Origin of the sequence: Nocardioides turkmenicus, assembly GCF_011045035.1 — a bacterium.
GTDB classification, from domain to species: domain Bacteria; phylum Actinomycetota; class Actinomycetes; order Propionibacteriales; family Nocardioidaceae; genus Nocardioides; species Nocardioides turkmenicus.
In genome coordinates, this window is the sequence record NZ_JAALAA010000004.1 from 52,843 (window position 1) to 73,540 (window position 20,698).

The 20,698-nt window shown below is 70.3% G+C and carries 15 protein-coding genes; 5 read left to right on the forward strand and 10 right to left on the reverse strand.

Going from position 1 to position 20,698, the window contains the following annotated elements; all coding sequences use genetic code 11:
- Positions 1-49: 49 nt before the first annotated feature.
- Complete coding sequence (locus G5C66_RS05725; RefSeq protein ID WP_165110006.1) at positions 50-409, forward strand: VOC family protein; 360 nt, start codon at positions 50-52, stop codon at positions 407-409.
- A gap of 105 nt (positions 410-514) precedes the next feature.
- Here G5C66_RS05725 and G5C66_RS05730 read toward each other — a convergent pair whose 3' ends face one another.
- The 4 genes from G5C66_RS05730 to G5C66_RS05745 are packed head-to-tail and all read right to left on the reverse strand — an operon-like array spanning position 515 to position 4,596.
- Entirely contained in the window at positions 515-3,187 is a 2,673-nt protein-coding gene (locus G5C66_RS05730) for an ABC transporter permease (protein WP_165110007.1), read from the reverse strand.
- A complete protein-coding gene (locus tag G5C66_RS05735; RefSeq protein ID WP_165110008.1) occupies positions 3,184-3,876 on the reverse strand; it encodes an ATP-binding cassette domain-containing protein in 693 nt (230 codons plus the stop codon). The genes G5C66_RS05730 and G5C66_RS05735 overlap by 4 nt, the downstream gene beginning before the upstream one ends.
- Before the next feature lie 22 nt (positions 3,877-3,898).
- Positions 3,899-4,048 (reverse strand): hypothetical protein, encoded by a 150-nt coding sequence (locus G5C66_RS05740; RefSeq protein WP_165110009.1) that lies wholly within the window; start codon positions 4,046-4,048, stop codon positions 3,899-3,901.
- Positions 4,045-4,596, reverse strand: coding sequence for a helix-turn-helix transcriptional regulator (locus tag G5C66_RS05745; RefSeq protein ID WP_165110010.1), 552 nt, complete (start codon positions 4,594-4,596; stop codon positions 4,045-4,047). The genes G5C66_RS05740 and G5C66_RS05745 overlap by 4 nt, the downstream gene beginning before the upstream one ends.
- A 180-nt stretch (positions 4,597-4,776) precedes the next feature.
- On the opposite strand from G5C66_RS05745, the gene G5C66_RS05750 reads away from it, so the two are divergent.
- Positions 4,777-7,599 (forward strand): M4 family metallopeptidase, encoded by a 2,823-nt coding sequence (locus tag G5C66_RS05750; protein WP_165110011.1) that lies wholly within the window; start codon positions 4,777-4,779, stop codon positions 7,597-7,599.
- A gap of 23 nt (positions 7,600-7,622) precedes the next feature.
- Here the strand turns inward: G5C66_RS05750 and G5C66_RS05755 are convergent, their stop codons facing one another.
- From G5C66_RS05755 to G5C66_RS05770, 4 genes are all read right to left on the reverse strand, one after another.
- The gene (locus G5C66_RS05755) at positions 7,623-8,153 is read right to left on the reverse strand and encodes a hypothetical protein (RefSeq protein WP_165110012.1); all 531 of its coding nucleotides are present in this window, start codon (positions 8,151-8,153) and stop codon (positions 7,623-7,625) included.
- A gap of 167 nt (positions 8,154-8,320) precedes the next feature.
- Positions 8,321-10,480 (reverse strand): 3-hydroxyacyl-CoA dehydrogenase NAD-binding domain-containing protein, encoded by a 2,160-nt coding sequence (locus G5C66_RS05760; protein ID WP_165110013.1) that lies wholly within the window; start codon positions 10,478-10,480, stop codon positions 8,321-8,323.
- Between the two features lie 18 nt (positions 10,481-10,498).
- Positions 10,499-11,710: an acetyl-CoA C-acetyltransferase gene (locus G5C66_RS05765; protein WP_165110014.1), complete on the reverse strand. Its 1,212-nt coding sequence runs from the start codon at positions 11,708-11,710 to the stop codon at positions 10,499-10,501.
- Positions 11,711-11,763: 53 nt separating this feature from the next.
- The gene (locus G5C66_RS05770) at positions 11,764-12,357 is read right to left on the reverse strand and encodes a MerR family transcriptional regulator (RefSeq protein WP_241248273.1); all 594 of its coding nucleotides are present in this window, start codon (positions 12,355-12,357) and stop codon (positions 11,764-11,766) included.
- 135 nt (positions 12,358-12,492) lie between these two features.
- Here G5C66_RS05770 and G5C66_RS05775 point away from each other — a divergent pair, with 135 nt between their 5' ends.
- A complete protein-coding gene (locus G5C66_RS05775) occupies positions 12,493-13,641 on the forward strand; it encodes an acyl-CoA dehydrogenase family protein (protein ID WP_165110016.1) in 1,149 nt (382 codons plus the stop codon).
- A 1-nt stretch (position 13,642) separates the two neighbouring features.
- Here the strand turns inward: G5C66_RS05775 and proC are convergent, their stop codons facing one another.
- Positions 13,643-14,431: a pyrroline-5-carboxylate reductase gene (proC, locus tag G5C66_RS05780; protein ID WP_165110017.1), complete on the reverse strand. Its 789-nt coding sequence runs from the start codon at positions 14,429-14,431 to the stop codon at positions 13,643-13,645.
- 115 nt (positions 14,432-14,546) lie between these two features.
- Between proC and G5C66_RS05785 the strand changes: the two genes are divergently transcribed.
- Positions 14,547-16,166 carry an amidohydrolase family protein gene (locus G5C66_RS05785; RefSeq protein ID WP_165110018.1) on the forward strand — a complete coding sequence of 540 codons (1,620 nt, stop codon included), beginning with the start codon at positions 14,547-14,549 and terminating at the stop codon, positions 16,164-16,166.
- Positions 16,167-16,274: 108 nt separating this feature from the next.
- On the opposite strand, the gene G5C66_RS05790 is transcribed toward G5C66_RS05785, so the two are convergent.
- A complete protein-coding gene (locus G5C66_RS05790; RefSeq protein WP_165110019.1) occupies positions 16,275-19,691 on the reverse strand; it encodes a bifunctional proline dehydrogenase/L-glutamate gamma-semialdehyde dehydrogenase in 3,417 nt (1,138 codons plus the stop codon).
- A gap of 82 nt (positions 19,692-19,773) precedes the next feature.
- On the opposite strand from G5C66_RS05790, the gene G5C66_RS05795 reads away from it, so the two are divergent.
- The gene (locus tag G5C66_RS05795; protein ID WP_165110020.1) at positions 19,774-20,691 is read left to right on the forward strand and encodes a LysR family transcriptional regulator; all 918 of its coding nucleotides are present in this window, start codon (positions 19,774-19,776) and stop codon (positions 20,689-20,691) included.
- Positions 20,692-20,698: the final 7 nt, after the last annotated feature.

Consider the following 20,698-nt stretch of genomic DNA (forward strand, 5'->3'; position numbering starts at 1 on the left):
CACGACAGGCGGAAGCCGAACGTCCGGAACCCGCTCTAACGTCGGACGCATGGCTATCGCACGCAATCCGCAATGGGTCATCGACTGCCCCGACCCGGCAGCCCTGGCCACCTTCTACGCAAAGCTGTTCGACTGGGAGACCAAGGTCGACGACGACGGCAGCTGGGCCAGCGCCTGGGGCGAGGGCGGCGCCCTCGACTTCCAGCGCGTCGAGGACTACCGCGCCCCGAAGTGGCCGTCCCAGGACGTACCCCAGCAGAGCCACCTCGACGTCACGGTCGACGACCTCGACGCCGCCGAGGAGGCCACCATCGCCCTCGGCGCCACCAAGCACGAGGTCCAGCCCGGCAAGACCTTCCGCGTCTTCCTCGACCCCGCCGGTCACCCCTTCTGCCTCTGCCAGGCCTGACGAGCCCCGCCGAATCCGCAGAAGTGGCGAGCCGAGAATGCAGTTGTGGGCGACGAAACTCGAGTTTCGTCACCCACAACTGAGGATTCGGCGCGCCAGAAGTCCCTATTCGACGCGGGCGACCATGGGGAGCCGGCTGCGGGTGGTGACCGCGACGATGAGCGCGATCAGCAGCGGCAGACCGACGACCACGATCCCGACCAGGTCCCAGGGCACCTCGAGGTAGTGCGAGGCGACGCTCTCGCGCTCGGGCCAGCCCTCGGCGGTGAGCGGGAAGCTGACCGCGATGCCCGGCACGAAGCCGATCAAGGCTCCAGGGATGGCGCCGAGGAGCGCGATGACCAGGGCGTACGCAGCAGCAACCCCGCGACGCGTACGCGTCGGCGCACCGACGGCCGACAGCGTGGCCAGGTCGGGGCGAGCATCGTTGAGCGCGAGGTAGGTCGCGGTCAGCGCGCCGCCGATCATCAGCACCGCAGACAGGGTGATCAGGAGGAGCCAGACGATCACCGCCTCGTCGTCCTGCTGGAACCCACGCTCAACCGTGATCGAGGTCGGGATCTGCCCGGCCGCGAGGGCCTCGGCGAGGTCCTGCTCGGCGGCTGGGCTGATCCGTGCATCCTCGAGGTAGAGACCACTCACCTGCGGCTCGGCACCGAGCTTCTTCGCGACGGAGGCCGGCACGACGGCGTACGCAGGTGCGTACGAGTCCTCGACGTGGAGGTACGTCGCCGGCACCGTGACCGAGGCCAGCTTCTGCTCGGACTGCGCCTCCTCGTCCCACTTCTGGACGTCGAACCGCGCCTCCTTCGAAACCGGTCCTTCGCCGTCGGTGAACACGACCGCACCACCGGCGCGAACCGTCTGCTCGGCCGACGCGGCATCCGCGTCGCCGAGCACGCGCGTCACGGCCGACGGAAGCGTGCCGTCCGCCTCCGCGACGAGGACCTCGCCGAAGGTTCCGTTGCTGGCGCCCGGCGTGACGTCGGCACCGTCTGCGGTCTGGATCATGAAGTACGTCCCGGGGTCGGGGAACACGGCCGCCGAGACCGGCGCGATCGTCGCCGTCGGGATCTCCTTCGCGACCTGGTCCGCGACGCCCTGCCACATCGCCGCGTCCGGGTTGCCCAAGGAGCCGATGCTCGCGTCGACCCGCACGGCACCGTCTCCGTAGGCGAACGACGGCTGGTAGGTCGCCTGGTTCTGCTCCTGGTCGCTGCCGAAGGCGATCCCGAGGGTGACCGCACCGACCACGGTCACCGCGATGGCACCGGCCGCCGGCACCGTCCGGGTGCGGTGCCGGTCCGCGTCGCGCGTCGCGAAGCGGACCACCAGCGGCAGCCGGGCGCTGAACTGGGCGGCCAGAGCGACGAGCACCGGCAGGATGAACAGCAGACCGGCCACGCACAGCAGCACACCGAGCGCGATCGGGATCCCTTCGTAGGCTCCTCGCGTCCCGAAGGCGGACAACGCGGCGCCGGCGAGAATCAGGACCAGCCCGATGACCGGCGAGTGCTTCGACGGGCGGCTCTCCGAGCGACGCCCGGACAGTACGCCGACGACGTTCTGTCGCGACGCGATCCAGGCCGGCACGATGGCCGCGCAGATCGCGGCGCCGAACCCGATGACGGCGATCGTCAGGAGCTGCAACCACGGCACCTCGAACGGGCCGAACCAGGCCGAGACCTGATCCTGGGCGAGCGGCTGGAGCAGTCGGGCGAGCCCGATCCCGAGCACGGAGCCGACACCTGCGGCCACCGCGCCGATGACGATCGCCATCCCGAGGACGGCGCGCCGAGCCTGGCGAGCCGTGCCGCCCGAGGCGGCGATCAGGGCGAGGTCGCGCGCATGTCGCCGGGCCGCCACCGCGAAGGCCGGCCCGGCCAGCAGGACCACCTCGAGGAGCACCATGACCACGATGAGCACGACGATCACGGTCTCGGAGGCGTCCGGCCCACCCCCGGGCGAGCGGAGCTCACGATCGGCGGCCAAGGCGGCCGCGGAGGGGTCCTCGACGACCGACCGGGAGAGCACGAACGCTCCCTTCGAGTTCAGCTTCTCGACGTCGCCCCAGGTCACCGGAGCGCCGCCGACCAGCCAGGTCGAGGTTGTGCCGGAGCTCGACTCCGGCAGCGTCGCGCCCGCCACGAAGGCCTCGTTGCGCACACTTGCCGACTCGACGATCCCGACGACCTTGCGGACCTCCTCGGCGCCGCCGTTCGGGATCCGCAGCTCCTCGCCGAGACCCGGGCCACGCGCGGCGAGCGCCGCATTGACCACGACCTCGTCGGCGTGTTGCGGGAGCCGTCCGTCGGTCAGCCTGGTGAGGCCCGCGGCGAGGGGGTCGGACAGATCCGTCCGCAGACCGCTGGCCCACGCGACACCCTTGTCCGTACGTACGTCGAGACCGTAGTCGTCGACGGAGAGCACCGGCCGGTCGCCGATGATGGCCCGCACTCCGGCCGCGTCCAGCGGACCGCTCCCGGTCTCCTCGAGCCACTCGGTCGCCTGGTCGGGGTCGATGCCCTGCCGCACGGCCCCGGGGCTCTGCGCCTCGACCCGGGCCGCGGCCTCCGTGCCGAGGCGACGGTCGAGGCCCTCGACGGTGTTGACGTCGTAGGTCTTGTAGGTCACCGCGATCGCGGTGACGCCCGCCACCGGGAGCGCGATCATCGCGATCACCAGCAGGCTGCGCCACCGCGCTCGCCTGGCCTCTCGCCGGCCGATCCGAAGGGCGAGCCGCCAGCCTGCGGCGGCGTCCCGCAGACGCCCGGTCATGCCCCGGCCTCGTCCACGAGGAGCGCGCCCGGAGTCTCGCCGGCCTCGTCGACGACGAGGCCGTCGCGCACGTAGATCACCCGGTCGGCCCAGCTGGCGTAGCGCGGCTCATGGGTGACGAGCACACCGGCCGCGCCGGCATCGCAGCGCGCGCGGATCAGCTTGAGGATGTCCTCGCCGGTCTCGGTGTCGAGCGCCCCGGTCGGCTCGTCGGCCAGGATGAGGCGGCGCTCGCCGACGATCGCCCGGGCGATCGCGATCCGCTGCCGCTGCCCGCCCGACATCTCGTCGGGGAACCGGTCGGCGAAGCCGTCGAGCCCGACCTCCTCGAGCGCCGTCCGCGCCGCTGCCCGGGCCTGGCGACGGCTGGCACCGTCGAGCTCCAGCGGCAGCGCGACGTTCTCGCCGGCGGTCAGCGCCGGGATCAGGTTGAAGTCCTGGAAGACATAGCCGATCGACGTACGCCGCAGCTTGGCGCGCCCGCTGATCCCGGCCTCACCGAGATCCTGGCCGTCGACCGTGACGGACCCCGAGGTCGGCGAGTCGAGGCCACCGGCGATCGTCAGCAGCGACGACTTCCCGGAGCCGCTCGGCCCCATGATGGCGACCAGCTCACCGGCGTACGCAGCCAGGCTGACGCCACGCAGGGCATGGACCTCGGCGGCTCCGGCGCCGTGGACGCGGCTCACGTCGGTGAGCCGGAGGACGGGTTCACTCGTCGGTGGACTCCTTGGTCTCGGTGGTGCCCGGCTCGGCGGGCGTGGTGTGGATACGGCGGCTGAGCCGCTCGCGGGCGTCGGCGAGCCAGCGGTCCTGGTCGTGGCTGAGGCGGCGCAGGTCGTGGGCGAGGGCGGCGTTCATCGGTCGCCTCCCTCGACGGGCTCCGGAGCGGTGCTCGACGCGGCCGCCCGGCGGAGCCGCGCCTCGCAGTGGTCGAGCCAGCGGATCTCGGCCTCGGCGGCGAAGACGAGCCGGTCGAGGACCAGTCCGCCGGCGAGGTCGTCGCCGGCACCCGACCGAGCCTGGCGTCGGTAGCCCTGGAGCGCCTGCATCGTCGCGTTGCGCTGCTGCTGGACGACCTTGCCGACGTCCACGCTCGGCACCGCGACGGCGACCGCGAGCTTGATCGCCAGCTCGTCGCGCTGTGGCTGCGTACGCTCCACGGGGGTGTCGAACCACCCCTTGACCTCGACCTTGCCGGCCTCGGTCAGCTGGTAGAGGGACCGTCCCTCCGCGTCGGTCCCTCCGGCCTCGACGAGGCCGTCACGCTCCAGTCGCGACAGGGTCGTATAGACCTGCCCGACGTTCAGCGGCCAGCTCGCGCCGGTGCGCTGCTCGAACTCGGCGCGCAGCTCGTAGCCGTAGCGCGGCTTCTCCAGCAACGCCAGCAGTGCGTGCTTCACGGACACTCGATCACCTCCCTAGTTACTGAGTATGTATATACCGAGTATGTACCGCCTCGCAAGCCGCGAAAATACGGGCGACGACACCCGCGACCGACTGGGAGACTTCTGGCCGCTGGTTCGGGCCGGCGGCTTGTCGGCCCGTGAAACTCCTCCGGGCCGCCCCCCACTCCCGAAGGAGTCGAAGTGTCAGCTCGTAGACGCGTCGTCGCCCTGAGTGCGACCGCACTTGCCCTCGGCGGGCTGAGCGTCATCCCGATGGCCCCGCCCGCCTCCGCCGAACCCGATCCGGTCGCGACCTACCAGGACCGCGCCGGCGTCCCGCTCAGCATCCATCGCACCGCCGACGGCGACGCCGATTTCATCGGCTCCAAGACCGAGGCCGTCGACCCGCTGGGTGCCACCGTCAAGCCCGCGAAGGCGGCCCGGACCCACCTCGACCGCGCCGCCGGGGCGCTGGGCACCGACAAGAAGGACCTCCGCGAGACGTCGACCAGCAAGGCCGTCGGTGGCGGGTCGGTGACCAGGTTCGAGCAGTACGTCGACGGCCTCCCGGTCCTCGGCGGCGAGGTGGTCGTCGGGCTGGACAAGGACCGCGGCCTCACCTCCGCGGCCACCAACCTCTCCGACGCCACGGCGACCGAGGTCTCCCAGCCGGACGAGTCCAAGCACGCGGAGGCGAAGGCGGCGGCCAAGGCCGTGGTCGCCAAGGCCCATGACGGAGCCACCGGCCTCACCGTCGACGACGAGGGCGCGTGGCTCTACGACGACGACCTGGTCCGGGGTCCGGAGATCGGCGAGGCCAGCGTCTTCCGGTTCTCGGTGACCAACGGCTCCACGATCCGTGAGACCGTGCTCGCCCACGCCGGCACCGGCCGCGTACTCATGCACATCAACGAGATCACTCACGCCAACCGCCGCATCTGCGACAACGCCAACGTCCGCGCCGCGGCGAACGGCTGCGCCGACACGAGCTCGACGGTCAAGCGGCGCGAGGGCGACGCGCCGACCGGGCTCGCCGACGTGGACAAGGCCTACGACATGCTCGGCGCCACCTCGGAGCTCTACGCCTCCCTCGGGCTGGACCTGACCGAAGAGATCGGCTGGTCCAGCGGTGTCGCTGGCAAGGCGATCACCGCCACGACCCGCTACTGCGAGCCGACGCAGCCGGGCTACACGCCGCCGTGCCCGATGGACAACGCGTTCTGGAACGGTCAGGAGATCTACCTCGGCCAGGGCCTGGTGGTCGACGACATCGTCGCCCACGAGCTGACCCACGGGGTGATCGAGCGCAGCTCGAACCTCTTCTACTGGTACGAGTCGGGCGCCATCAACGAGTCGATGGCCGACATCATGGGTGAGATCCTCGACCACCGCTACGACACTCCCGGCGACTCGCCGACCGACTGGCGCATGGGCGAGGACTCCTCGTTCGGCGCGATCCGCGATCTCGCCAACCCGACGTTGCACGACCAGCCCGACCGGATGACCAGCTCGCTGTGGGAGGCCGACGACCTCAGCTACTACGCCGACGGCGGCGGGGTGCACACGAACAGCGGGGTCGGCAACAAGACGGCGTACCTGATCTCCCAGGGTGGCACCTTCAATGGCCGCACCATCACCGGCATCGACGCCGGTGACCCGACCCTCCAGAAGACCGCGACCCTCTACCTCTACGCGATCCAGCACCTCGTCTCCGGAAGCCAGTACGCCGACCTGCGCCGCACCCTGGCCAACGGCTGCTCCGCGCTGGTGGCTGCCGGCACCGCCGGCTTCACCGCGAACGACTGCACCCAGGTCAACCTCGCCACCGACGCGACCGAGCTGGCCAAGTCGCCCACCAAGGCCGGCGCGACCCGACCCGCGGAGGCGCCGAACACCTGCCCCGCAGGAAGCACCGGTAAGGCCACGATGGCGACCCCGTCGCTCAGTCGGGGTGTGCTGTGGAACCAGGCGCCCGACGCCGCGCAGGGCATCCCCGCGAACGACCGCGACGGCAACGGCTCCGACTTCGGCATGAACCCCGACCCGGAGACGTACGGCGACCCGACCGCCAGCGGCCTGACGACGGCCGGCATCCAGGTGCCGGCGGGCAAGCGGACCTACCTGCGGTTCAGCCACTGGTACCTCTTCGAGTGGTACACCGGCAGCGACCCCGCCTACCCGACGCCGGAGTACTACGACGGCGGCGAGGCACGCCTGCTGGTCAACGGGGTCGCGACCGCCATCCCGTCGACAGCCTGGGTGAACGGTCCGAAGCAGAAGCTGCTGCTCAACAACCCCACCCGACCGCTGACCGGCTTCGGTGGCGACTCCAACGGCTGGATGAGCTCCCGCGTCGACCTGTCCGCGTTCGCCGGCAAGACCGTCCAGTTCCAGTGGGTCGTACGCGGCAACAGCAGGTACTCGGCCATCGGCTGGTTCGTCGACGGGATCGAGCTCTACACCTGCAACCCGCAGACCATCGCGAGCACCGCCCCGCCGACGATCAGCGGCACCCCGCGGGTCGGCTACACCCTGACCGCGACGAAGGGCTCGTGGAGCCCGACGGCCACGTCGGTGAAGTACCAGTGGCTGCGCAACGGCGTGGCGATCTCGGGTGCCACCGCGTCGACCTACAAGCTCGCCGGGGCCGACCACACCAAGGAGATCCGGGTCCGGGTGACGGCGTACTCCTCGACATGGCCGGCCGCCAACCCCGGCGTCCGGACGAGCGCCGGGACGGCGAGGATCGCGGCCGGGTATCTCACCGCGGCCACGCCGACCATCGGCGGCACCCGCAGGGTGGGCTACCTGCTCACCGCCTACCCCGGCAGCTGGAAGCCCTCGGGGATCACCTTCTCCTACCAGTGGCTGCGCAACGGCGTCCCGATCTCGGGGGCGACCGGGAAGTCGTACCGGCTCCGGTCCGTCGACCGCGGTGACCGCATCCGCGTCCGGGTGACCGGCCGCAAGGCGGGCTACTACACCAAGACGGCCACCTCGGCCGCCACCAGCACCATCCGCTGACCCGAACCCGGCCCGACGGCGGCTCAGCCGTCGTCGGGCCGACTCTCGTCGGGTCGGCCCGGATGCAGCAGCAGATCGACCTCTTCGATGACCACCCCGGTCACCACACCAGCATCGAGGCCGTCGATCCGGACGCCCTCGATGGCGGCATGGAGCCCGTCGGGACCGGTCAGCTCCGCCGCCGGCCGGGCGCGGACCGCAGCGGCCAACCTGCGCTCCAAGGCGGTGTGCAGGACCGCCCGCGGATCGATGTAGGCGGCACCAACCCGGGGAGGGTCGACGGCGACGGTGACGGTCGCGAGGACGCGTACGTCCTGGCGGTCGGCGGTCCAGGTCCGCACCACGATCGCGATCTCGATGTGCCCGGTCGGCCATTCGAGCACCTCGTGGAAGCCCGGGACCGCCATCGTCATCGAGTCGGACGCGATCCGGATGATCCGGCGGTGCCTGGTCACCACCAGGCACTCATCCCGGCGCGCCCGCCGCAGCAGCGAGGCCACCACGAGGACGACCGCGATCACCGCGATGCCCACAACCGTCGCCGTCTCCCCCATGCCTCGAGTCTTCTCGGGCCGCAGCCGATTCCGAATGGGCGCTGCCACCCATCCTTCCTTGCCCGGGCCGGCTCCGACAGCCTCGGAAATGCAGAACCGGCACGGTTCCTTCACAGGATCCGTGCCGGTTCACCACATCGCTGTGGAGACGGGTCAGGCCGGGCTGATCACGCGGGGAAGCCCTCACCCTTCGCCGCGAGGTCACGGAGGTACTGCGTCGGACGGAACCGCTCGCCGTACTTCTCGGCCAGCTCGTCGGCCCGAGCCAGGAACGCCTCGATGCCGATCGAGCCGTCGGCAGCCTCGTAGCCGGTGATGAACTGGGCCGCACCACCGGTCTGCGGCGGGAAGCCGATGCCGAAGATGGAGCCGATGTTGGCGTGCGCGGCCGAGGTGATCACACCCTCCTCGAAGCACTTCGCCGTCTCCAGGGCCTCGATGAAGAGCATCCGCTCCTCGGCGTCCCGGATCGGGATCTGCTCCTCGGCGACCGGGAACAGGCTCCCGAGGTCGGCCCAGATCGAGCCACGCTTGCCGTCGACGTAGTCGTAGAAGCCGGCACCCTTGAGCTTGCCCGAGCGACCCGCCTCGATGAGGGGGTTGAGGACCTTCTCGGTGGTGGTCAGCTCGGTCTCGCCGGCCGCCTCACGGGTGGTCTTGGCGATCTTGACCATGAGCTCGTGGTTGAGCTCGTCGGCGATCTGCAGCGGCCCGACCGGGAAGCCGGCCTGGGTCGCGGCGCGCTCGAGCGAGTAGGGCGCGAAGCCCTCGGCGAGCAGCGCCAGGCCCTCCTGGATCTGGGTGCCGATGACCCGCGAGGTGTAGAAGCCGCGGCTGTCGTTGACGACGATCGGGGTCTTCTTGATCTGCTGGACGATGTCGTAGGCCTTGGCCAGCGCGACGTCGCTGGTCTCGGCGCCCTTGATGATCTCGACCAGCGGCATCTTGTCGACCGGCGAGAAGAAGTGCAGGCCGATGAAGTCGGCCGGGCGGTCGATGCCCTTGGCGAGCTCGGTGATCGGCAGCGTCGAGGTGTTGGAGCAGAGCACCGCGTCCTCGTTGACGAACGGGGCGATCTCGCTGAACACCTTCTGCTTCAGCGACACGTCCTCGAAGACCGCCTCGACGACGACGTCGACACCGGCGAAGTCCTCCGGTGCGACAGTCGGGGTGATCCGACCGAGGATCTCGTCGGCCTTCTCCTGGGTGAGCTTGCCGCGGGAGACCGCCTTCTCGTTGAGCTTGGCGGTGTAGGCCTTGCCCCTTTCAGCCGCCTCGATCGCGACGTCCTTGAGGACGACCTCGGCACCCGCACGTGCGAAGGAGTACGCGATGCCGGCACCCATCATCCCGGCACCGAGCACGCCGACCTTGGTCGCGGTGAACTTCTCGACGCCGTCCGGGCGCAGGGTGCCGGCGCCGATGGCGCCGAGGTCGAAGAAGAACGCCTGGATCATGTTCTTCGACTGCTGGCCGGTGACCAGGGAGACGAAGTAGCGCGACTCGATCCGGGTGGCGGTGTCGAAGTCGACCATCGCGCCCTCGACCGCGGCCGACAGGATCGCCTTCGGCGCACGCATGTCGGACTGCTTGAGCTGCTTGCGCAGGATCGGCGGGAACGCGGGCAGGAAGCCAGCGAGAGCCGGCGAGGTCGGCTTGCCGCCGGGCATCTTGTAGCCGGGCTTGTCCCACGGCTGGGCGATCTCGTCGGGGTTGGCCTTGATCCACGCCTTCGCGGCGGGCACGAGCTCATCGGGGGAGGAGACCAGCTCGTCGACCAGACCCTTCTCGAGGGCCGCGGCGGGCTTGAACTTCGTGCCCTGGCCGAGGACGTCCATGAGCCCGGTCATCAGACCGAGCAGACGGACGACGCGGGTGACGCCGCCGCCACCGGGCAGCAGACCGAGCGAGACCTCGGGCAGCCCGATGTCGTAGCGGGCGTCCAGCGCGATGCGGTGCTGGGTGGCCAGCGCGATCTCCAGGCCACCGCCGAGGGCGGCGCCGTTGATCGCCGCGACGACCGGCTTGGGGAACGTCTCCAGCTTGCGGAGGGTCGCCTTGATCGACTCGACCTCCTCGAAGACCTGGGCGGCGTTCTCCGGCCGCACCTGGATCATGTTCTTGAGGTCACCACCGGCGAAGAAGGTCTTCTTCGCGGAGGCGATCACGACGCCGGTCACGTCGTCCGCCTCGGCGTACAGCTTCTCGACGGCCTCCGCCATCGAGGTCTTGTACAGCTCGTTCATGGTGTTGGCCGACTGGTTCGGGTCGTCCAGGGTCAGCGTGACGATGCCGTCGGCATCCTTGTCGTACTTGACTGCACTCATAGCTCTTCAGATTCCCTTTCAGACCAGCTCGACGATCGTCGCGATACCCATGCCGCCACCGACGCACAGCGTGGCAAGGCCGCGCTGCTTGCCCTGACGCTCGAGCTCGTCGACCAGGGTGCCGAGGATGATGGCACCGGTCGCGCCCAGCGGGTGGCCCATGGCGATCGCACCGCCGTTGACGTTGGTGACCGACTCGTCGATGCCCATGTCCTTGATGAACCGCATCGCGACGGCGGCGAACGCCTCGTTGATCTCGAACAGGTCGATGTCGTCGACGGTGAGGCCGGCCTTGGCCAGCGCCTTGCGCGAGGCGGGAGCCGGGCCGGTGAGCATGATCGTCGGGTCGGCGCCGGAGACGGCGGCCGAGACGATCCGGGCACGCGGGGTGAGGCCGTTGGCCTTGCCGGCCGCCTCGGAACCGATCAGCATCAGCGCGGAGCCGTCGACGATGCCGGAGGAGTTGCCGGCGTGGTGGACGTGGTCGATCTTCTCGACCCAGTGGTACTTGGCCAGCGCGACATCGTCGAAGCCGGCCTCCTGGCCCTGCTGGAGGAAGGACGGCTTGAGGCCGGCCAGCGTCTCGGCGGTGGTGCCGGGGCGGATCAGCTCGTCGTGGTCGAGCACGGTCAGCCCGTTCTGGTCCACGACCGGGATGACGGCGTCCTTGAAGTAGCCGTTCTCCCAGGCGGCGGCCGCCCGGGCGTGCGACTGGGCGGCGTAGCGGTCGACGTCCGCACGGCTGAAGCCCTCGATGGTCGCGATCAGGTCGGCGCCGATGCCCTGCGGGACGAAGCCGGTCTGCAGCGCGGTGTCGGGGTCCTGCGCCCAGGCGCCGCCGTCGCTGCCCATCGGCGCCTTGCTCATCGACTCCACGCCACCGGCGAGGATGAGGTCCTCGAAGCCGCCGCGTACGCGGGAGGCGGCCTGGTTGACGGCCTCCAGGCCGGAGGCGCAGAAACGGTTGAGCTGCACACCTGCGGTGGTCTCGGGGAGACCGGCCTTGATGGCGGCGGTCTTGGCGATGTCACCGCCCTGCTCGCCGACAGGGGTGACGACACCGAGGACGACGTCGTCGATCAGCGCGGGGTCGAGGTTGGGGTTGCGCTTGCGAGCCTCATCGATCAGGCCGACCACCAGGTCGATCGGCTTGACCTCGTGGAGCGCTCCGGTCTTCTTACCCTTCCCGCGCGGCGTGCGCAGGTGGTCATAGATGAATGCTTCAGCCATGCGCCGATTGTGACACTAAAACTGTCACAGTCAACAGGGTTGGACCGAAACCTTCACGACAGGTTCCGCGAGATCGTCCGGTTCACCGCGTCCTGGAAGCTCACCACGATCGCCTCGGTGGTCAGCTGCCGCAGCCGAGGGAGCACCTCCTCGAGGTGCTCGGCCTCCTCCGGGCTGTGGTGGGTGCGCCGGAACGGGTCGACGACCTGGTCACGGAGGATGACGTTGAGCTCGGCGGCGAGCTCGGCCATGTGACGTGAGGTGGCTGCGTACGCCGCTGCGAGGGCGTCACGGGGCAGCCCCAGCGCGATCAGCTCACGCCCGATCCTGGCCTGGATGTCCTCGGTGGGCTCCGTGGCCCAGGAGGTGATCATCGCGCGCTGCATCGCGAGATCCTCGCGGGTGATGTCGGCGGGGAGCCGGGCGAGGTAGCGCTCGATCGCCTGTAGCGTGAACCCGTGCGCCTGGAGCGCGGTGACGAGGTCGAGGCGGGCGCGGTGCTCGGGACCGTAGTAGGCCACCCGCCCGCGGCGGATCGGCGCCGGGATCAGCCCGAGGCTCGCGTAGTAGCGCGTGGTGCGCACCGACAGTCCCGTGGCGGTCGACAGCTCATCGATCGTCATCAGCTCATCGGTCGTCTCGGTCATGCCAGGGACCGTAGACCAAACCATTGCCACTTCGCCAGTGTTACTGTCACAGTTGCTCCGTCGCCCATCACGACAATGCGGCCTGCGCCACAGTGGTGAGGCATCATTAACCGGGTACGTCTACGGAGGAGTGTCATGCCCCAGAAGCCCACCATCTACGAAGCCGAGCACGAGGACTTCCGCGCCACCGCGAAGGCGTTCTTCGAGAAGGAGGTCGTCCCGTTCCACGACCAGTGGGAGAAGGACGGCATCGTCCCGCGCGAGCTGTGGAAGAAGGCCGGCGACACCGGGCTGCTCTGCTTCGACGTCGACGAGGAGTACGGCGGGCCGGGCATCAAGGACTTCCGGTTCAACGCGGTCCTCCACGAGGAGATGGCGAAGATCGGGGCCAGCGGCCCGGGCTTCTTCGTCCACACCGACATCATCGTCCCCTACATCTCCCACCTCGGGACGCCCGAGCAGAAGCAGCGCTGGCTGCCGGGCTGCGTCTCCGGCGACATTATCACCGCCATCGCGATGACCGAGCCGGGCGCGGGCTCCGACCTCCAGGGCGTGCGCACCACCGCGGTCGACAAGGGGGACCACTACCTCCTCAACGGCTCGAAGACGTTCATCTCCAATGGCATCAACGCCGACCTCGTCATCGTGGTCGCCAAGACCAACCCCGAGGCCGGCGCCCACGGCATCTCCCTGCTCGTCGTCGAGCGCGGCATGGAGGGCTTCGAGCGCGGCCGCAACCTCGACAAGGTCGGCATGAAGGCGCAGGACACCGCCGAGCTCTCCTTCACCGACGTGGTCGTGCCGAAGGAGAACCTGCTCGGCGAGGAGGGCTCCGGCTTCATCTCGCTGATGACGCTGCTGCCGCAGGAGCGCATCTCGGTCGCCTCGATCGCGGTCGCCGCGGTCGAGCAGGTCCTCGAGCTGTCGTTGGACTACGCGCGCACCCGCGAGGCGTTCGGCCGTCCGATCGGCCGCTTCCAGAACACCGCGTTCACGCTCGCCGAGATGGCCACCGAGGCCTACCTCGCCCGCCTGTTCCTCAACGACGCCATCACCCAGCTCAACGCCGGCACCGCCGACACCGTCCTGGCCTCGATGGCGAAGTGGTGGACCACCGAGCTGCAGAAGAAGTTCGTCGACCAGGGCGTCCAGATCCACGGCGGCTACGGCTACATGATGGAATACCCGATCGCCAAGGCGTTCATCGACAGCCGCATCCAGACCATCTACGGCGGCACCACCGAGGTGCAGAAGCTGATCATCAGCCGCCACCTCGGGCTGTGATCTAGGACAGCTCCTTGGAGCGTACGTAGGCGGCGCGGGTGGCCTCGAGGAAGGCCGCCCGCACGCCGTTCTGCTCGAGCGCGCCGAGGGCGGCGGCGGTGGTGCCGCCTGGGGAGGTGACCTGCTCGCGGAGGATCGCGGGGTGGGTGCCGCTCTCGAGCAGCTTGGCGGACCCGGTCAGCGTCTGGAGGACGAGCGTGGTCGCGTCGTCCCTGGTCAGGCCCAGGTGGACGGCCGCCTCGATCCAGGCCTCGGCGACGAGGAAGACGTACGCCGGGCCGGAGCCGCTGATCGCGGTGACGGCGTCGATCTGCGACTCGGGGACGGTGACCACCTTGCCGACAGCACGCATCAGGTCGGCGGCGGTCTCGACCGCGTCCGGAGTCGCGTTGGCGCCACCGGCCACCGCGGACATGCCCTCGCCGACCAGCGCCGGCGTGTTGGGCATGACCCGTACGACCGAGACACCGTCGGGGACGGCGGGCTCCATGGCCGAGGTCGGGACCCCTGCGGCCAGTGAGACCACGGTGGTCCCCGCGCGCAGCGCGGAGGCGATCGACTCCAGCACGGGTACGACGCCGTAGGGCTTCACGCCCAGCACCACCACGTCGGCCTCGGCCACCGCCTCGGTGGCCGGCAGCGTACGGATGCCGTGCTCCTCGCGGAGCGCGGCCGCCTGCTCCTCGCGCGCCTCGACGACGATGACGCTCTCCGGGGAGTGACCCGCCTCGAGGAGCCCGGCCAGCACGGCCCCACCCATGTTGCCTGCACCGATGATCGCGATCGTCATGCTCGCCAGTCTCTCAGAGCGGATGACCTGCAGGAATAACGCCCCACGGGACCCAAGCAACTGCTAGGTTGCGATACCCACACCCGTAACACGCGGCTGGTCATCGGGAGGCCACATGCGCATCAGACCCTCGTCCCTGCTCGCTGTGGTCGCCCTCGCGGCGACGGTCGCGATGGTGGGACCGCCCGCGTCCGGCGACGACGTCGAGCGGCGGCTCCCGTCGCCGGAGTCCGAGGTGAACGTGACCGGTGAGCCCCGCACCGGCACCGGGCCGGGCGGCACGGTCGAGGGGCTCGTCGACGCCCACAGCCACATGTTCATGCAGGACGGGATCGGTGGCGCGGCGGTCTGCGGGAAGGCGTGGTCGGCCACGGGCATCGCGGACGCGCTCAAGGACTGCCCCTCCCATGGGATCGCCGGCGAGACCGCGCTCCTGGAGAACCTGACCCGCTCGGGCAGCCCGCTCGGGTTCCACGACACCACCGGCTGGCCGTCGTTCAAGGACTGGCCGGCGTACGACTCGCTGACCCACCAGCAGATGTACTACCGCTGGGTCGAGCGCGCCTGGCGCGCCGGTCAGCGCATCCTGGTGGTGCAGCTGACCAGCAACAAGGCGCTGTGCGCGATCAACCCGGGCACCCACCAGTCCTGCGACGAGATGACCGCGGTGCGGAAGCAGGCCAAGGACGCGTACGACACCCAGGCGTTCATCGACGCGCAGTACGGCGGCGAGGGCCGCGGCTGGTACCGCATCGTCACCGACGCCGGCCAGGCTCGCGAGGTGATCGAGGACGGCAAGCTCGCCGTCGTGCTCGGCGTGGAGACCTCCGAGCCGTTCGGCTGCTCGCAGAAGCTGCGGCTGCCCTCGTGCACGCGGGCCAACATCGACGCGGGGCTCGACGAGCTGAAGTCGCTCGGGGTCTCGTCGATGTTCCTGTGCCACAAGTTCGACAACGCGCTGTGCGGGGTCCGCTACGACAAGGGCACCACCGGGCTGCTGGTCAACGCCGGGCAGTTCCTCACCACCGGGACGTTCTGGACGCCGAAGGCCTGTGACCCGAACCAGCCCCACGACAACAACCCCCGCGTGGTCGAGCGGCCCGCCGAGCTCGCCTGGCTGCCGCAGCCGCCGATCTACCCGTCGGGCACGGTGTGCAACCCGTACGGCCTCTCCGCCCTGGGTGAGTACGCCCTGCGGGGCCTGATCAAGCGGGGCATGATGGTCGAGGTCGACCACATGAGCGCCAAGGCCGCCGACCGCACCCTCGACATCCTCGAGGAGACCGACTACCCCGGTGCCCTCGCCAGCCACTCGTGGATGGACGAGCGCTACCTCGACCGGCTCTACGCCCTCGGCGGCTTCTCCACGATCTACGGCCACAGCACCGACCAGTTCCTGGCCGAGTACGTCCGCACCGCTCCCGTCCGCGACCGCTACGGCGCCGGCATCGGGTTCGGCTTCGACATGAACGGCTTCGGCGGCACGCCCGGGCCGGCGAAGACGCGGGTCAGCTACCCGTTCGAGGGCATCCTGGGTGACTCCGTCGTCGACCGCCAGGTCACCGGCCAGCGGATCTGGGACTACAACACCGACGGTGTCGCCCACTACGGGATGGTCCCCGACTACCTCGAGGACCTCCGCCTCACCGGCGGCCAGGACGTCATCGACGACATCGTCCGCGGGTCTGAGTCGTATCTGCGTACGTGGGCGGGGGCTCAGGGCGCGGCTGGGTAGGAACTAGGAATACCCGGTCGACCGGGGATCCCTGGACTTGGCGGGTGTTTCAGTGCCCGTCAAGTCCAAGTTTCCCCGGTCAACCGGGTATCCATGGGGCTGGTGTGACTAGAAGAGGTTGTCCACCAGCGGCGTCGGGGAGCCGAAGCGGTGGGCGGTGACCGAGACGGCCTGCTCGTGCAGGAAGGTGAGCAGCTCGACGCGGCCGGCCTCGACGACGGGCTGGGCGTAGAGGGCGATGTCGACACGGCCCTGGCTCGCCTCGGCGAAGACCTCGCGCGACCCACCCAGGAGACGTACGCGGCTGGGCGCATGCGGTCCGGAGAGGATCGCGGCCCACGCGGCCATGTCCTCGACGACGTAGGTCGCGCCGGTCGCCTTCACCAGCGAGGCGGTCTCGTCGTCGAGAGCGGTGGCGACGGACACCGTCACCGGAGCCCCGGCGGCGACACCGGCCGCGAGGACACGCAGCAGGTGGGCGACGGGGCCACCCTCGTAGCGGATGGTGACCGGCACCGGCGAGTAGCGCAGCACGTTGACCTCGGCGGTCAGGCGGGAGACGTCGCGGGCGGCACCGAACTCGCGCTCCCAGGCGACGGCGTCGGACCCGGCGCCGCGCTGGAGCATCTCGATCCCCTCGATCCCCAGGCGACCGGCCCAGTCGACGAGCGACCGGACCGCGGGTGCCGGCGTGGCGAGCTCGGTGGCGGGAGCCGAGACCCAGTCGCTGAGGCCGACCAGATAGTTGGGCCCGCCGGCCTTCGTCCCGGCGCCGACGGCCGACTTCTTCCAGCCGCCGAACGGCTGGCGACGCACGATGGCGCCGGTGATGCCGCGGTTGACGTAGACGTTGCCCGCCTCCACCGACTCGAGCCACTGCGTGATCTCGGCCCGGTCGAGGCTGTGGATGCCCGCGGTGAGGCCGTAGTCGACCTGGTTCTGGATCTCGATCGCCTCGTCGAGCGAGGAGGCCGAGATCAGACCGAGGACCGGGCCGAAGTACTCGGTCAGGTGGAACTCGGAGCCACGCTTCACGCCGGTCTTCACGCCCGGCGACCAGAGCCGGCCGGTGTCGTCGAGCTGACGGGGCTTCACCAGCCACGACTCGCCCGGGGCGAGCGTGGTCAGGGCCTTGAGCAGCTTGCCGGAGGCAGGCTCGATGATCGGGCCCACCTGCACGGTCGGGTCGGTCGGGTAACCGACCTTGAGGGAGGTCACCGCGTCGATGAGCTGGTCGCGGAACCGACGCGAGGTGGCGACGGAGCCGACCAGGATGCCCAGCGATGCCGCGGAGCACTTCTGTCCGGCGTGGCCGAAGGCCGAGTAGACGAGGTCCTTGACCGCCAGGTCGAGGTCGGCGTCGGGCGTGACCACCAGCGCGTTCTTGCCGGAGGTCTCGGCCAGCAGCGGCAGGTCCGAGCGGAACGAGCGGAAGAGCTCGGCGGTGTCGAACGCACCGGTCAGGATCAGCCGGTCGACCAGCGGCGACGCGATCAGCGCGCGACCGACCTCGTTCTCCGGCACGTGCACCAGCCGCAGGACCTCCTTCGGCACCCCGGCGGCCCACAGCGTCTCGACCAGCACGGAGCCGCATCGCTGCGCCTGCGGAGCCGGCTTGATCACCACGGCCGAGCCGGCCGCGAGCGCCGCCGCGACACCACCGGTCGGGATGGCGAGCGGGAAGTTCCACGGCGGGGTGACCAGCGTCAACCGCACCGGCATCTGACGGGCGCCGTCCACGAGGTCGAGCTCCTCGGCCAGGCTGGCGTAGTAGTTGAGGAAGTCGATCGCCTCGGAGACCTCGGGGTCGCCCTGGTCGAGCGTCTTGCCACACTCGGACGCGCCGACCTCGAGCCACTCGGCACGACGCCGCTCGACCTCGACGGCCGCGGCGCGGAGCACGGCGGCCCGCTCGGCACCGGTCTTGCGACCCCAGTCGGCCTGGGCGCCGACGGCACCCTCGAGCACCGACTCCACGGCCTCGACCGAGGTCACGGTGTGGTCGGCGACGAGCTGCTCGCCCAGCGTCGAGGAGCCGACCCGAGCGATGATGGCCTGGCCCCACTCTCGGTTGCCCGGGAGGTGCGGGTCGGTGTCCGGGGTGTTCTCGAACGGCCGGGCCACCGGCAGGTCTGCCACCGGCTCGCGCCGGTCCTGGGTGCGGTTGGGCGCCGGCACGGAGTCGTCGACGGCGGCCAGGGAGCGTACGAACCGCTCCTTCTCGCGCTTGTAGAGCGCCTCGGAGGAGTTGAGGTCGAAGACGGCCGACATGAAGTTCTCGGTGCTCGCACCCTCCTCGAGGCGGCGCACGAGGTAGGCGATGGCGACGTCGAAGTCCTTCGGGTGCACGACCGGCACGTAGAGCAGGAGGCCACCCACGGTCTCCTTGACCGCCTCGGCCTGGCCCTCGGCCATGCCCAGCAGCATCTCGAACTCGACCGAGTCACGAACCCCGCGCTCACCAGCGAGGATCCAGGCGTACGCCACGTCGAACAGGTTGTGGCCGGCGACGCCGAGCCGCACGTTGGCCATCCGCTCGGGCGTCAGCGCCCAGGACAGCACCCGCTTGTAGTTGGTGTCGGAGTCCTGCTTGGTCGACCAGGTGGCGACCGGCCAGCCGTGCAACGACGCCTCGACGTGCTCCATCGGCAGGTTGGCACCCTTGACCAGGCGGACCTTGATCGGCGCGCCCCCACGCGCACGCCGAGCAGCCGACCACTCCTGGAGCCGCATCATCGCCGACATCGCGTCGGGCAGGTAGGCCTGCAGGACGATGCCCGCCTCCAGGTCGGCCAGCTCGGGACGGTCGAGGAGCCGCGTGAAGACATCGATGGTCATGTCGAGGTCGCGGTACTCCTCCATGTCCAGGTTGATGAACTTCTTCGTCCCGGCGGCGGAGGAGTTCGCCGCGTAGGTGTAGAGCGGGAGGAGCCGCTCGACGACGTGCTCGACGGCCTCCTCGTACGCCCAGACCGCATGCGGCGCGACCGGCGAGGAGACCTTCACCGAGACGTAGTCGACGTCGTCGCGCGCGAGCAGCTTGCGGATGCCGGCCAGACGGCGGTCGGCCTCCTTCTGCCCGAGGACGGCCTCGCCGAGGAGGTTGATGTTGAGCGAGACGCCGCGCTCGCGAATCCGCTCGATCTGCTTGCCGAGACGCGCGTCGGAGGCGTCGATCAGCAGGTGGCCCACCATCTGCCGCAGCGCGCGGCGCGCGACCGGGATGACGAACCACGGCGCGACCAGCGACATCAGCGCGCCGAGCTTCACGCCGAGCTTCAGGTGCCAGGGCAGGAACGAAGGTACGTTGCCGGCCAGCTCGCGGAGGCTGGCTGCCGCCACGCGTACGTCCTCGGGCCGGATCACCCGGTCGACGAACCCGACGGTGAAGTCGAGCCCGGACGGGTCCTTGAGTACGTCGGCGAGGCGCTGGGCGGCCGGCGCGGTCGGCTTGGTCGAAGCCTTCGCCAGCCAGCCGCGGACGAGGTGGTCGACCTCGGCGATGAGCGCGTCATTGGTGGTCATAGTGCCGAGTATGCGACCAGAGTCACGTAAGATAAAGCGATGTTTCTTGGAGAGTATCCGTAAGCAAACCTGAAGGGTCGCGATGCTCGAAGTCCGCCGCCTCCGCCTCCTCGCCGAGCTCGCCGCGCGCGGCACCCTGGCCGAGGTCGCCGAGGCCCTCCACCAGAGCCCGTCGTCGGTCTCCCAGCAGCTCGGCCAGCTCGAGCGGGAGGTCGGCGTCCCCCTGCTCACCAAGGCGGGACGACGGGTCCAGCTCACCGCCGCGGCCGAGGTGCTGGTCGAGCACACCACCGAGATCCTGGCCCGGCTCGAGGCGGCCGAGGCCGCGGTCACCGCGCTCGGCGACGAGACCGCCGGCACCGTGCGGGTCGCGGTCTTCCAGTCGGTCGCCCTCGCCTACATGCCGCAGGCGCTCGCCGACCTGACCCGGCGTCATCCGCGGCTGCGGGTGATGCTGTCCCAGCGCGCACCCGAGCAGGCGCTCCACGACCTCGCCCTGCGCGAGCTCGACCTGGTCGTCGCCGAGCACTACCCCGACCACGGCGCGCCCCACTTCGACGGTCTCGACCGGCGGCCGCTCACCACCGACCGGCTCCGGCTGGCCCTCCCGCCTCGCGGCTCCGGGGCGATCTGGGACGACATCACCTCCCTCGCCGAAGCCGGTTGTGTCCCGTGGGCGATGGAGCCGCCGGGCACGGCGTCACGCCACTGGATCGAGGAGCAGTGCCGCCGCGCCGGCTTCGAGCCCGAGGTGCGCTACGAGACCGACGACGTCGAGGCCCACGTCGCGCTGGTCGAGTCGGGCAACGCGGTCGCACTCCTCTCCGACCTGATGCGCGTGCGCCACCGGACCGCGGTGCGGCTCATCGAGCTGCCGGGGTCGCCGCGGCGTACGGTCTTCACCGCCACCCGCACGGCCATCGCCGACTCGCCGGGGATCATCGCGTGCCGCGCCGCGCTGGCCCGGGTGGTGCCGGCAGATCTCGTATTGCCGACCTGACGCCCGA

Coding starts and splice junctions, on each gene's coding strand:
- G5C66_RS05795 (WP_165110020.1), top strand. CDS start 19,774: ATGCTCGAAGTCCGCCGCCTCCGCCTCCTCGCCGAGCTCGCCGCGCGC.
- G5C66_RS05740 (WP_165110009.1), bottom strand. CDS start 4,048: ATGAACGCCGCCCTCGCCCACGACCTGCGCCGCCTCAGCCACGACCAG.
- G5C66_RS05775 (WP_165110016.1), top strand. CDS start 12,493: ATGCCCCAGAAGCCCACCATCTACGAAGCCGAGCACGAGGACTTCCGC.
- G5C66_RS05755 (WP_165110012.1), bottom strand. CDS start 8,153: ATGGGGGAGACGGCGACGGTTGTGGGCATCGCGGTGATCGCGGTCGTC.
- G5C66_RS05785 (WP_165110018.1), top strand. CDS start 14,547: ATGCGCATCAGACCCTCGTCCCTGCTCGCTGTGGTCGCCCTCGCGGCG.
- proC (WP_165110017.1), bottom strand. CDS start 14,431: ATGACGATCGCGATCATCGGTGCAGGCAACATGGGTGGGGCCGTGCTG.
- G5C66_RS05770 (WP_241248273.1), bottom strand. CDS start 12,357: ATGACCGAGACGACCGATGAGCTGATGACGATCGATGAGCTGTCGACC.
- G5C66_RS05765 (WP_165110014.1), bottom strand. CDS start 11,710: ATGGCTGAAGCATTCATCTATGACCACCTGCGCACGCCGCGCGGGAAG.
- G5C66_RS05760 (WP_165110013.1), bottom strand. CDS start 10,480: ATGAGTGCAGTCAAGTACGACAAGGATGCCGACGGCATCGTCACGCTG.
- G5C66_RS05730 (WP_165110007.1), bottom strand. CDS start 3,187: ATGACCGGGCGTCTGCGGGACGCCGCCGCAGGCTGGCGGCTCGCCCTT.
- G5C66_RS05725 (WP_165110006.1), top strand. CDS start 50: ATGGCTATCGCACGCAATCCGCAATGGGTCATCGACTGCCCCGACCCG.
- G5C66_RS05790 (WP_165110019.1), bottom strand. CDS start 19,691: ATGACCACCAATGACGCGCTCATCGCCGAGGTCGACCACCTCGTCCGC.